11 protein-coding genes and 1 pseudogene are annotated in these 12,986 nt (G+C 55.4%); 2 read left to right on the top strand and 10 right to left on the bottom strand.

The window, feature by feature from the left end; all coding sequences use genetic code 11:
* Positions 1 to 160 precede the first annotated feature (160 nt).
* The 9 genes from MTP41_RS08530 to MTP41_RS08490 all read right to left on the bottom strand — a co-directional run bounded on the left by MTP41_RS08530 (position 161) and on the right by MTP41_RS08490 (position 9,712).
* The gene (locus MTP41_RS08530) at positions 161 to 1,393 is read right to left on the bottom strand and encodes an argininosuccinate synthase (protein WP_249235326.1); all 1,233 of its coding nucleotides are present in this window, start codon (positions 1,391 to 1,393) and stop codon (positions 161 to 163) included.
* Positions 1,394 to 1,761: 368 nt separating this feature from the next.
* Positions 1,762 to 2,067, bottom strand: a complete 306-nt coding sequence (locus MTP41_RS08525) for a GIY-YIG nuclease family protein (protein ID WP_249235325.1) — start codon at positions 2,065 to 2,067, stop codon at positions 1,762 to 1,764.
* Positions 2,054 to 2,881 carry an MYG1 family protein gene (locus tag MTP41_RS08520; protein WP_120120345.1) on the bottom strand — a complete coding sequence of 276 codons (828 nt, stop codon included), beginning with the start codon at positions 2,879 to 2,881 and terminating at the stop codon, positions 2,054 to 2,056. Before MTP41_RS08520 ends, MTP41_RS08525 begins: the two co-directional genes overlap by 14 nt.
* A gap of 131 nt (positions 2,882 to 3,012) precedes the next feature.
* Positions 3,013 to 3,978, bottom strand: a complete 966-nt coding sequence (locus MTP41_RS08515) for a hypothetical protein (RefSeq protein WP_249235324.1) — start codon at positions 3,976 to 3,978, stop codon at positions 3,013 to 3,015.
* Positions 3,979 to 4,190: 212 nt separating this feature from the next.
* Complete coding sequence (locus MTP41_RS08510; RefSeq protein WP_120019943.1) at positions 4,191 to 5,177, bottom strand: hypothetical protein; 987 nt, start codon at positions 5,175 to 5,177, stop codon at positions 4,191 to 4,193.
* Between the two features lie 193 nt (positions 5,178 to 5,370).
* The gene (locus MTP41_RS08505; protein WP_249235323.1) at positions 5,371 to 6,699 is read right to left on the bottom strand and encodes an ATP-grasp domain-containing protein; all 1,329 of its coding nucleotides are present in this window, start codon (positions 6,697 to 6,699) and stop codon (positions 5,371 to 5,373) included.
* Positions 6,700 to 6,855: 156 nt separating this feature from the next.
* Positions 6,856 to 7,614, bottom strand: a complete 759-nt coding sequence (locus MTP41_RS08500; RefSeq protein ID WP_249235322.1) for an esterase family protein — start codon at positions 7,612 to 7,614, stop codon at positions 6,856 to 6,858.
* 21 nt (positions 7,615 to 7,635) lie between these two features.
* Entirely contained in the window at positions 7,636 to 8,406 is a 771-nt protein-coding gene (locus MTP41_RS08495; RefSeq protein ID WP_249235321.1) for an alpha/beta hydrolase, read from the bottom strand.
* Positions 8,407 to 8,635: 229 nt separating this feature from the next.
* On the bottom strand, positions 8,636 to 9,712 hold the full coding sequence (locus MTP41_RS08490) for a branched-chain amino acid aminotransferase (protein ID WP_249235320.1): 1,077 nt from the start codon (positions 9,710 to 9,712) through the stop codon (positions 8,636 to 8,638).
* Between the two features lie 240 nt (positions 9,713 to 9,952).
* On the opposite strand from MTP41_RS08490, the gene MTP41_RS08485 reads away from it, so the two are divergent.
* The gene (locus MTP41_RS08485) at positions 9,953 to 10,618 is read left to right on the top strand and encodes an HAD family hydrolase (RefSeq protein ID WP_249235319.1); all 666 of its coding nucleotides are present in this window, start codon (positions 9,953 to 9,955) and stop codon (positions 10,616 to 10,618) included.
* Positions 10,619 to 10,902: 284 nt separating this feature from the next.
* Positions 10,903 to 11,152 (top strand): annotated as a pseudogene (locus MTP41_RS08480) (DUF6061 family protein).
* 155 nt (positions 11,153 to 11,307) lie between these two features.
* Here the strand turns inward: MTP41_RS08480 and MTP41_RS08475 are convergent.
* Positions 11,308 to 12,963: an RNA-binding domain-containing protein gene (locus MTP41_RS08475; protein WP_097776824.1), complete on the bottom strand. Its 1,656-nt coding sequence runs from the start codon at positions 12,961 to 12,963 to the stop codon at positions 11,308 to 11,310.
* Between the last annotated feature and the right edge of the window lie 23 nt (positions 12,964 to 12,986).

Below are 12,986 nucleotides of genomic sequence, written 5' to 3'. Positions count from 1 at the left end.
ACGGAAGGAGTTTTTGCCGCTCATTTTATTTCTTCTAAAAACGGCAAAGCCGCCGCAGGGGAAAACGCTCCTGCGGCGGTGCCGCCGGCAACGATGCCGGTTGGATGGAACTTCCGTGTGAAAGTGTGAAAACACACGAAAGGGAAGATGTTACAACTGCTTACTTGATCTCCGGCCAGTTCTTGGACAGCTTTGCGCGCTCCTTGATGGACAGGCCGAACAGGTTGATGAAGCCTGTTGCATCAGCCTGATTGTAGTCCTCGTCCTCGCCGAAGGAAGCGGTCTGCTCGTCGTACAGGGTATACGGAGAGGTGACACCGGCGTTGATCATGTTGCCCTTGTAGAGCTTGAGCTTCACATCGCCGGTAACGGTCTTTTCCAGACTGTCGGCAAAGGCATCCAGAGCCTCGCGCAGCGGGGTGAACCACTGGCCGTTGTAAACGATATCAGCATACTTCTGGGCCAGCTGAGCCTTGAAGTGAGAGCTTTCCTTATCCAGAGTGATGGTCTCCAGAACATTGATGGCCTTGTACAGGATGGCACCGCCGGGGGTCTCGTACACGCCGCGGCTCTTCATGCCCACCAGACGGTTCTCCACGATATCCAGCAGGCCGATGCCGTTCTCGCCGCCCAGCTTGTTCAGGTATTCCACCAGCTCCACAGCGCCCATCTCCTTGCCGTCCACGGCGGTGGGGATGCCCTTTTCAAAGTGGATGGTCACATAGGTGGGAACGTCGGGAGCCTGCTCGGGGCTGACACCCAGCTCCAGGAAGCCGGGCTTGTTGTACTGCGGCTCGTTGGCGGGGCTTTCCAGATCGAGGCCCTCGTGGCTCAGGTGCCACAGGTTCTTGTCCTTGGAATAGTTGGTCTCACGGTTGATCTTCAGGGGGATGTGGTGAGCCTCGGCGTAATCGATCTCCTCGTCACGGCTCTTGATATCCCACTCACGCCACGGAGCAATGATGGCCATATCCGGGCACAGGGCCTTGAGGGTCAGCTCAAAACGCACCTGATCGTTGCCCTTACCGGTGCAGCCGTGGCAGATGGCATCTGCACCTTCCTTGATGGCGATATCTGCCAGAGCCTTGGCGATGCAGGGACGTGCAAAGCTGGTGCCCAGCAGGTAATCTTCGTACTTCGCGCCGAACTTCAGGGTGGGGAAGATGTAGTTCTCCACAAAGTCCTTCTTCAGGTCCAGCACGTACAGCTTGGAAGCGCCGGTAGCCTTGGCCTTTTCTTCCAGACCGTCCAGCTCGGTGCCCTGACCCACGTCACCGGAGACGGCAACGACCTCGCAGTTGTTGTAGTTTTCCTTCAGCCAGGGAATGATGATGGAGGTATCCAGACCGCCGGAGTATGCCAGAACGACTTTTTTGATGTTTTCCTTTTTCATGATGATTGCTCCTTTTAAAAATACACTTTTGTTTTCTGATGCAGGCATCCCTCCCGCACCCTCTTGCATCTGCATTTCTGTTGATGCTTTTATTATACGCCGCGCGGCTTTTCCGTCAATGCCGAAAACCGCCAAACCTTACACGGATTTGACCTCTGTTTTGGTTCAATTTGTATCTTTATGCGTTATTTGCAGAATATATTCATATTTTATGCATTTGCGCAGTATATATTCGGGGCACATGCAGCCTGTCCGGAGGCATGTGCGGACTACAGCACACGGAAAGAATTCACACCGCAAAAACAAAACGCCCGGGACCCTTTTGTGAGCCGTCTGGCCCTGAAAGAGTTCCGGGTTTCGTTTTGTCTTTATGCGCCGGAAAAGGGCCCGCCCGCCGCGCTCCATGCGCGGCACAGCAGCTCTTTTTGCGCCTTGGGCAGCTTTTTGAGCGCAGCTTCCCGCCGCAGGGCGCTGCGCTTGTCCGCACAGCGCTCCACGTAGGCAAAGGCCGCTGCACCTCTGGCCCGGGTGTAGCGGGCCCCTCTGCCGCTTTTGTGGACCTGCAGGCGGGCGGCAGGGTCGGTGGTCCAGCCGGTGTACAGCGTACCGTCGGTACACCGCACCATATACACAAAGGCGGGCTTTGGCCGGGCGCACGGCTCAGATGCGGCCATTGTTCTTTAACACCTGACGGCAGGCAGCAAGGGCAGTTTCCTTATCCTTGGCGGTGATGAGGAAGCGGCTGGCGTGGCAGAAGCTGATGCCCGGGATGCCGCTCTTCTGCTCAATGACCTCCTGCGGCTGGCCGGCCCAGCTCTGGGGGAAGGGGAGTTTGGGACGCTTGGTCTTGTGGTCGGTGACGCACTGGGCGCTCCAGCCGCCGCGCTGGCTGGGGTAGATCACGAACAGCGCGTCCGTCTTGTACAGGCCGTTCTTCCACGGCAGATAGCAGGGCAGCACCACGATGCCGTCCCGGGAGTTTTTGTAGGCTTGCTGCACCTTTTCGTCGGCGCGGTTCACGGCGTTGGCGCTGGCGATCTGGTTTTCCAAGATCTGCTTTGCCACGGCCACCGCCTTGAAAAAGCAGGTGTCCTGATCCTCTTTGGAGTCCCACACCGGGTTAAAAAAGCCAATGGCATCGCACAGGCTGTTCTGCTCGCCGGTGTTATCGTTGAGGTCCAGCGGCTGGATGAAGTTCTCGTCAATGAGCCGGGCCTGACGCTCGCCCACAAGGCCGGGGCCGAGCACCCGCCACAGCAGGCCGAAGGCCGCGTAGGGCACACCGTTTGCGCGGTACTCCCGGGGCTCCTGATGGTGGTCGAACATCCCAAAGCCCACATCGTACACGATGCCGTCAAAACCGTCCGGCACCACAAAGCCGCGGGTGATCCTGATATCCGGGCGCAGGATCTGCAGCAGCGCAGTGGCAAACACATCGTCGGCGTGGAACTTGCCGGCATGGGTAAAGCCGTTTGCAGGAATTTTCATAGATGTACCTCGTTCCCAATAAAATCTCTGGCAACAGTATACCACACTTTGCCAAAAGGGACAACGAAAAGCCCCGGCTGTCGGGGGACAGCCGGGGCAAAACATCTTGTTATTTTTTTGAGAAAAGTGCTTTAACCTTTAAAATACTTAACAAACCATGCAAAGTCTTTCGTCGTTACATCCTTGCCATTGCTGTCTTCGACTTTCACTTCAGTAACCTTGTGGGTAGTCTCGTCAATCTTGAAAGTAACTTTATACTTGTTGCCACTTTCATCGACCAGAATCGGTTTACCTTCCGCATCGTTCTCCATCGTATAAGCCTTATAGCCGTTCACCTGACACAGGTTGTTAGAGTTACCGATTCGGATGGTCTGGTACACCGTAGTCTCAGAGGTGCCATCCTTTCGCTGAGAAAATTGATATTTCGGCATGCCATTTTCGTCAAAGCAAATGATCTGTTCGGAACCGTTTTTATCTGTATAGGTTTCTGCGTAATATTCTTTGCCGCCGACTTTTACAGTAGTGCGGTACATTTCGTTCGGCAATTCTTCCTCTTTAGAAAAGTCCATGGGCGGATCGTTCCGAATACTTTTCAATGCAGTCTTAGCATCCTCAAACAGCAGGTAACTTGCATACTTGCCATCGTTTGTCTTTTCTGCGAACACCGCATGCTCTTGGGTCTTGCTGTTTTGAGTAAAGGCAGCTTTCATGTAAACATCGGTGCCTTTGCGGGCCAAAATCATCTGTCCTTCGCTCGTTTTTGTTTTATTGGCATCATAATCGGCCATAGTAGCCAGGACATAGAACTCGTTCGAATTGTAGATCTTCTTCGAGGACTGTGCATACTGACTCTTTGTCACATCCGGGATTTTTGTCTTCTCGGGCTGAGTCGTAGTGCCGCCAGTCTCACCGCCCTGATCCGGGTCCGTTGTATCCGGACCGGGAACCGGTTGAACGATTTCAGTGTCGCCACCATTACCGCCATTCCCGCCATTGCCACCGTTGCCGCCGCCTGCGCCACCGCCGCAAGCGGTCATCATGGAAACAGCCATTGCTGCCGCCAGCAGAACGGCGGCTGCTTTTTTGTACAATCTCATAATACAAGCCTCCTGTTTTTTTGTTCCGAAGCTCCCCAAAAATATGCTTCGCACCCACATCTTACCCCCCCCGGGCATCTTGTCAACCAATCTGAAAAATTTTGTCATTTTGCCCGGAACAGATGACCATTTTTTAGCAATATAACAACAGCCCCGGGACGGGCACGCCATTCCGGGGCTGAAGATTATTGGTTGTAAATTATATTCTTGTTTTACTCGCCCTGCATAAGCCACTTGAACTGGTCTGTAACGACATTGCCGTTTCCATCCTTAACGGTCAGGCCATTGGGGACGCCTTCCACGACAGTGATCGTATACTGCTTGCCTGCTTCATCGGCCAGCACGATCGTTGCCGTATTGCCGGATTGAGAAGTGCTGACGTACTTATAGACCTTATAGCCGTCTTTCGGCCACTGGCACAGGCCGTTGGTGGTGTACTGGATGGTCTTATACTCGGTGACGTAATACTGCACACCGTCTGAATCCGGATGCGCATATTCAATCATCGTATACTTCGGCATACTGCCCTGATAGCAGATAGTGTACTTGGTTCCATAGGAATCCGTAAAGGTCTCAGCGTCATAGGGCTGGCCGTTCACTTTTACAACAGTCTTGTACATCTGATAGGGCAGAGCATCTGCACTAAAGCCAATATCATCCCACAGCTGGCCTTCATTATAGGCTCCCTGCTCGCCCACTGCAACCTTCGACTTTTCATACAAGGCGTACAACCACTCTGTATTGTTCTCGACCGTTCCGAATACCACACTCGGAACCGAGGATGTGCTGCCGACAGACCTCATTTTCAAATAGATGTCATTTCTATCCGCTGCAAGAATATAATTTATTCCAGATTTATATGCTTTGTTCGCATCATATTCCACAGTGGTGTATTCCATGTACAGACCGGTGGACTGATGATTCTTCACATTCTGAACAAAAGCTGCATACTGGCTTCCGCTGAAGCTTGCGATCGGCGTACCCAAAGTGCCGGACCCGCCACCCTCACTTTCGGAACCAGTGCCAACATTTTCAAACTTGTCCGGTGCAGGCACAGCCACGGATGTGCTTCCGCCATTGTTTCCGCTGCCGCCGCCATTGCCGCCGGTGGAACCACCGCCACCGCCGCAAGCGGTCATCATGGAAACAGCCATTGCTGCCGCCAGCAGAACAGCGGCTGCTTTTTTGTACAATCTCATAATACAAGCCTCCTGTTTTTTGTGCCGAAGCACCCCAAAAATATGCTTCACACCCACATCTTACCCCCCCCCGGCATCTTGTCAACCAATCTGAAAAAATTTGTCATTTCGCTCAGAACGGGTGACCATTTTTTTGCAATATAACAACAGCCCCGGGACGGGCATGCCGTTCCGGGGCTGTTTGAGCGTATTCTTACTTTTTCTTTGTGGTGCGTGCCTTTTTAGCGGCAGGAGCGGCGGGCTTTTCCGCCGGGGTGGTCTCCGGCTCGCCCAGAGCCAGAATGCTGCTCAGTTCCTTCTGTACAGCGGCGTTGTTGTCGTCGGTGGTGGCCAGCACGTCGGCGTAGAACTGCTCCATGCCCTCGCGGGTGGAGAATGTGGCAACGTACATCTGGTTGCCCATGGCACCGCTCAGGGCATCCGGGATGCGGTCCACCATGCGCATGTTCTGCTGGTACTTCTGCATGATCTGCTCGTGGCTGTACACAAAGTGCTTGCCGTCGCGGCGGCCTGCAAACGGGCAGTAGAAGTGCTCGCCCACCGGCATATCGGTGCCGCCAAAGGCGATCATGTCCGCCCAGATCTTATACACGTTGGTGGAGCGGGCAAAGTTGATCATGTCCGGGGTAAAGCCGCCGCAGGGGCGCATGTTGACCTCCAGCGCCACGATCTGGCCCTTTTTGCCCATGCTGGCCTGATTCTCGGTCATGCGGAAGAACTCAAAGTGGATGAAGCGGCTCTTCACGCCAAAGCTCTTGACGGCGGCACGGCCTGCAGCGCGGGTGTCCTCGGGCAGGTCCTTGATGATGTAGTAGATGGAGTTGTCGTTGTCGTTGACGATATCCATGATGGACATGGGGCTGACGTTGCCGGCCTCAAAGATGGGGTTGCCGTTGGCATCGATGATGGCATCGTAGCTGTTCACCTCGGCCCGGACGAACTCCTCCATGATGTACTCCACATCCGGGTGATGGGCCGTCTTCTGCACGAGGAACTTTTTCAGGTCCTCGTCGCTGGACAGCTTGTGGGTATCGGATGCGCCCACGCCGTTATCCGGCTTTACCACCACCGGGTAGCCCACCTCGTCGATGAACTTCCGGCAGCCCTCGTAATCGTCCACCATGTGGTAGCGTGCGGTGGCGATGCCGGCCTTCTGGTAATACTCCTTCATCTTGCTCTTGTACTTGATGCGGGGCATATCGGAAGTCTGGAAGCCGGAGGTGATGTGGAAATCGGTGCGCAGGGCTGCGTCCCGCTCCAGCCAGTATTCATTGTTGGACTCCAGCCAGTCGATGCGGCCATACTTGAATGCAAAGAAGGCCACGGCGCGGTAGACCTCGTCGTAGTTTTCCAGACTGCCCACCTTGTAGTACTCGTTCAGGCTGTCCTTCAGCTCCGGCTTCAGCTCATCGTAGGGCTGGTCGCCGATGCCCAGCACATTCATGCCGTTGTTTTTCAGCTCACGGCAGAACTGCCAGTAGTTGGTGGGGAAGTTGGGCGAAATAAAAATAAAATTCTGCATGGTTTTATGATTCCTCTTTCCTCTATAAAAACTCCCTCCGTCACGGCTTCGCCGTGCCAGCTCCCTCCGGGGGGGCCTTTTTCCGTTGCGGAGAGCTTTTACAAGGCCCCCTCCATGAGGGGGCTGTCTGCGAAGCAGACTGGGGGAGTTCCCTGTTTACTGCTCTCCCAGCACGTAGGGCATGTAATATGCAGTCTGCTTATACCACCAGTTCCAGTCGTGGTTCACATCGTGGCCCCACAGGTCTACCCAGATGGGGATGTTCTTGGCCTCGAAGATGCGCTTGAGGAACCATGTGGTGTCCGGCTGCTCCCAGTCGCCCTGACCGCAGCAGATGACCGCCTTCTGGCTGCGGAACAGCTGCATGTAGGGGTGATCCTCCGGGAAGTTCTTCATGTAGTCCACGGGCGAGTTCATGTACACCAGCTCGTCCATATAATTGCCGAAGCCATAGTGGGCCGTGTAGATGCCGCTGAGGGCCAGACAGCCGCAGAACACATCCGGGCGGCGCAGGTACAGGTTGACCGCATGGGTGGCACCCAGACTGCAGCCAAAGGCAATGACACCGGGCAGGTCGTCCCAGCCGTTGCGCTCCTTGGCCAGATACTGGATCTTGGGCACAGCCTCCTCCACGATATAGCGCAGCCACTGCTCATAGCGGCGGATGCGCCAATAGGGGTCGCCCTGCGTGTCGGACCAGGTCTCCTTGTCCATGGTATCAATGGAGATCACCATGATCTTACCAGCATCGATCCATGGGGCAAGGGTATCGTTCATGTGGAAGTTCTCAAAATCGAAGAAGCGGCCATCCTGACAGGGGATGTACAGCATCGGGCGGCCTGCGTGGCCGTAAATTTTGCACTCCATGTCGCGGCCCAGCGCCGGGCTGTAGTCCTTAAAATACTGCATTTCCATGGTGTTTCCTCCTTTTAGGGTTTACTCCTCCACCTCATACATCAGAGTATGGAACATAAAGGGCAGCTGTTTTTCCCAACTGGCTTCGCTGTGGGTGCCGCCGGGCACGATGCGGCTGGTAAGGTGGATGCCCCGGGTCATGACCTTTGCGCACATCTCTGCAAAGCCGCGGCGCATCCCGTCGTGGTTGCCCATCTCGCGGGAGCCGTAGTCCATGTACAGCACGGTGCCCGGCTCCAGCTTTGCCCGGCCCACAAGGCCGGAAAGCTTTTCCGGCGACACCCAGATGGACGGCGACAGCGCCGCCGCACGGCTGAAAGTGTCGTTGTGCTGCAAAAGGGCGTACAGGCTCATCAGGCCGCCCATGCTGCTGCCGCCGATGAAGGTGTGCTCCCGGTCGGGCAGGGTGCGGAAGTTGCGGTCGATGAAGGGTTTGAACCGGTGGATATACCAGCTCATGGTGGCCTGACCCGTGCCGTCGAAGTGGCCGAACTGCGGGTCATCGAACCGGTAGGGCGAATACTCCACCAGCCGTTCGTTGTTGGCTCCGGCGTTGCACTCCACCGCCGCCACGATCAGCGGAGTGTCGGTGTAGTCCAGATAATCGGCCACGCCCCAGCTTTTGCCATAGGTGGCATCCTCGTCAAAAAAGACGTTCTGGCCGTCGAACATATACAGCACCGGATACCGGCGGTCGGGGTCAGCTTCATACATCGTGGGCAGATAAACATATACTCTGCGCTGCTCGGTGCCGTTGACGGCAGGGTAGCTCACGCTCCATTTTTTGACCATGGGTCCATTCCTCTCAATCTTTCCTGCACATGGCCTGCCGCAATGCAGGCCGCTGTTCTGTTTTCAGTTTAGCACTGCAGGGCACAGAAAGCAATTGCGCCGGGAAATTTTGGAGTTTTGACGGAGAGGGCGAGGACGTTATCCTAATATACGGCAAACGCCGCCGAGCGGAGGCCTGGCGGCGTTTGCTGCTATTCTGAATAAAAAGGTTCTCTCCGGAGAATCGGGATCAGTTCTTTTTCTCAACAGGCACGATCCAGCCCTTGGTATCGGGGATCTTGCCCCACTGCATACCGGTCATGGTGTCGTACAGCTTCTGGGTGACAGGGCCGATCTTGCCGTCGCCGATGTAGGCGTGCTCGCCCTTCCAGACCAGCTCCTTGACGGGGGAGACGACAGCGGCGGTACCGGTGCCGAACACCTCTTCCAGCTTGCCTTCGCGGGCAGCAGCCATAATGTCGGCAATGGCGATCTTGCCCTCGACGACCTCATAGCCCCAGTCCTTCAGCAGCTCGATGCAGCTGCGGCGGGTAACGCCGGGCAGAACGGTGCCGACGGTAGCAGCGGTGTACACCTTGCCGTCGATCTTGAACATGATGTTCATGCTGCCAACTTCCTCGACGTACTTCTTCTCCACGCCGTCCAGCCACAGCACCTGTGCGTAGCCCTGCTCCTCGGCCAGCTCACCGGCCTTGATGGAAGCAGCATAGTTGCCGCCGCACTTGGTGAAGCCGGTCAGGCCGGGAGCGGCACGGATGTACTCGTCTTCAACATAGATGCGGACGGGGTTGATGCCCTCGGCATAGTAAGCGCCCGAGGGAGCGCAGATGATGCAGAAAATGTAGTGCTTGGAAGCGTGCACGCCCAGACCCACGTCGTTTGCAAAAATGAAGGGACGGATATACAGGGAAGCACCATCGGAATGGGGCACCCAGTCACGGTCCACGTCCACCAGAGTTTCAACGGCCTGAATGTAGTCCTCCACAGGGATCTTGGGGATGCACAGACGGTCGGCGGAGTCCTGGAAACGCTTTGCGTTGCAGTCCGGGCGGAACAGCTGGACCGTATCATTGGCCGTGCGGTATGCCTTCATGCCCTCAAAGATCTCCTGAGCGTAGTGGAACACGACAGTAGCCGGGTCCAGTTCAAAGGGGCCGTAGGGGACAATGCGGGCATCGTGCCAGCCTTCGCCCTCGGTGTAATCCATCACGAACATATGGTCGGTGAACTTCTTGCCAAAACCCAGATTGCTCTCGTCAGGCTTTGCCTTCGGAGCAGTGGTACGGGTGATCTTGATATCCAACATGATTTATTTTCCCTCTTTCCTGATCTCGGGCGCAGCGAGTGAAAATGCGCCCGCAAACACCGAATGTTGTTTTCTATTATAATAATATGAATGTGATTTACAAGGAAACGAAAAATCTTTCATCTTTGGACAGGTTAAGTTGCGCTAAATTGCCTGCTTTTCCATGTGCAAACTGCCCAAAATATGATACAATGAAGGCATAAGCCGGATCTTACAGGCTCAGAAAGGAGCTTTTGCACAATGATAAAAGGTGTTATTTTTGATATGGACGGGCTGATGTTCGACACCGAGCGCATCTGGGCCACCCTGTGGAAGCCCGCACTGGCCACACTGGGTCTTCCTTATAAGGAAGGGCTGGACGCTGCCGCGCGCGGCTCGGCAGGCGATTCCATGCGGGCCGTGCTGCGCCGCTTCTACGGCCCGGACTGCGACACCGATGCCATCATGGATGCCCTGCACGCGCAGGCGGAGACGGCCTTTCAGGCACCGCCGCCCAAAAAGCCGGGTCTGGATGAACTCATCGCCTATCTGGAAGCGCAGCACATTCCCATGGTGGTGGCTTCCTCCAGCCGGATGGCGTCCATCCTGCGGCACCTCAACAACTGGAAGATGACCAGCCACTTCAAGGCCCTTATTTCCGGCGAGCAGTTCACCTCGTCAAAGCCCGACCCGGAGATCTTCCTCACCGCGGCCAAGGCGCTGGGCACCACCCCGGCTGAAACGCTGGTGCTGGAGGACAGCTACAACGGCGTGCGGGCCGGTGCGCGGGGCGGCTTTGTCACCGTGATGGTGCCGGACCTTGCCCCCGCCGACGACGAGATGCGCCGTCTGTACACCGCCGAGTGCAAAGACCTGCGCGAGGTGAAAAAGATGCTGGAGGAAGGGAAGCTTCTTTCCGAAGCCTGAAATATACAGTTGGTCTTTTACATTTTCACGCTAAGAAAAAGGGCACTGATTGCAATGCAATACAGCGCCCTACATCATCGGACATGGATAACACCCACCGTGCAAAATCCGTGCAGAAACCGTGCAACTATGGCTTACAAAGCAAAAAAGCCATGAAATCTTTCGGTTACAGCTTCCACGGTAGACATTCCTACGGGTTGGGACCCGCAGGCTATCCGACAACGACTTGACGGCATTGGTTCGAGTGACCGCACGCCAAAAATCAAGTCTTGGAGGATACTATTATGACAAAATTGCTTTCCTGCAGCTACAACATGGACACCAACCGGGTAGAAGCCCGGTTCGAGGATGGCTCTGCTGTTGACATCAACTGCATCGCCATTGAGGACGAGTACGGCAATACCCCCTGCACAGCGGGCAGAGCTGGACTGGCTGCTGTACAACAAGCCCTTGGAGTACGCGCAGATGGTGCTGAGAGGGGAGATGGAGCACTACCTGTTATTGGGGTGTAATCACGGCAGGCTGGAAGATTGAGCCTTAGAAAACGCGCGGCAAAATCGCTAATCGCGCGGCGCGCGTTTCGGCGCGCGATTGACGATTTCAGTTTTTATCGAATTGCAGTCATTTTTTGCTCTTTCCCAAGAAAATCGCGCGTTTCTTTGCGCGTAATAATCGCGCGGCGCGTGTTTTTATCGCTGATTTTCTTTTAAGCAGTATCTTCTTCCGCGCCCTGCTCCTTTTACTTCAATCTTCCCTTCTTCTACAAGCTTTCGGAGAATACGGTATGCCTGATCTTTTGTGTATCCACACAGCTCTTGTGCTTTCTGATTCGTAATCGACGGCTTATGCTTCAGATATTCAAGAATCCGATCCTTTGCCTGAATCTGGCTGACCGTCTTATCCTGCACATAGGCCACATCGGTTTTCACCGTTTCGTAGACCTTGAGGGACAGCATATAGGTCTTGCCGTTGAGTTCCAAAAGCCCCTCGTCTCGGAGAGCGTTCAGAACCTTGTGGGCGTTGTCATCGGTTTCCTGAATCGTCTTTGCCGCCTGCTTCAGGGTGATTTTCTGGTGCTCCCGCAGATAGTGCAGAATCATCAGCTCCGACAGCGTGAACATCTTGGACCGCTTATCCTGTGTCTCTGCGATGAAACGCACGAAGCTCTGATTCTCCATCGTGCTGCGAAGGGTCAGCCGGACGGAGTTGGGCGTGCTGGCATACTCCGGGTAAGGTTTGCCCTCGGTGAGCATACTCTGGAACATAATGTCCACACCCTGCCCGGAACGCTGCACATACTTCAGATGCTGAAGGGTCATGGCAATCAGCTTGTTCCGGGGAATGGACTGGTGGGTGATGATGTTGCTTTCGTTGATGTCCCCCGGAAAGCCGCCGGGGTTCTCAATCACGATCTTTGTGGGGTAGTGCTTGACATAGATCGGTGCCATATCCTCATAGGAGCGGTGCGCCAGCGCATTCAGCAACGCCTCCTGAAAAACCGCTTCGGAGAAATCGTACACCTCCAGCCGGAACAGCCCCACCTGCACATTGGTCAGGCGGTTATAGGTGCGGATGCGCTCGGTCAGCTTATCCAGAATCGAGATCACCGGCTCCTGCATATCCATGCGGTTGTCGTACTCCGTCTGTGCTTCGTCGCTGTAATGGAGGTAGATCACCTCTGCCTGCGGCAGCAGCCGCGCAAGGGAGGTCGCCTTGCCCACAAACAGAAGCCCTGCCACCGTCACACGCACTTCGTCCTTGTCCATGCGGATCAGGTTCAGGTTGTCCAGAAAGGTGGTATCTGCCAAATCCGGCAGGGCAGAGCCTGCATCCCGAATCCGCAGCTTTTCTTTCAGGCGGTACACTTCCAGCAGGTCAATGTCGCTTTCGGATGCCCCCTCCACGATCTTTGCCGAAAAGTCCGGGTTATCGGCAGGGGAGTACACATCGTTTGCCGGGTAGTCAGGCTTCGTCACGTTCCCCAGCCGTCTGTAATAGATGCCGCCGGTGGTGGCAACATGAGAATTGGATTTCTCCACCGATACCACCAGCACCACGCCGTCAGAGGTTTCCACCGGCTCGATTTCGGTAAACAGGCTTGGTCGGGTCATATCGTAGATGGCTTCCATCAGTGCCTGCGGGTCACTCTTGGGGCAGCCCGTAATGGTGCCGTCATCTTCCACGCCAAACAGCAGAACGCCGCCCTTTGTATTTGCCAGCGCAACCGCACTTTTTACCGCCAACTCTTTCCGCTGCCGGTAGTCCTTGCACTTCACCCATGACTTAAACTCCTGCCGGGTGCTCTCCCCGGCAGTAATCATTTTACGGAGCGCTTGTTCGGTCATGGTTGGGGCCTCCCTTCTCAAAA

The sequence above is a fragment of the Faecalibacterium sp. I4-3-84 genome, assembly GCF_023347255.1.
Lineage (GTDB): Bacteria > Bacillota > Clostridia > Oscillospirales > Ruminococcaceae > Faecalibacterium > Faecalibacterium taiwanense.
The sequence above is the reverse complement of the archived record's forward strand: the minus strand, read 5'-3'. Positions and strand labels throughout refer to the sequence as shown.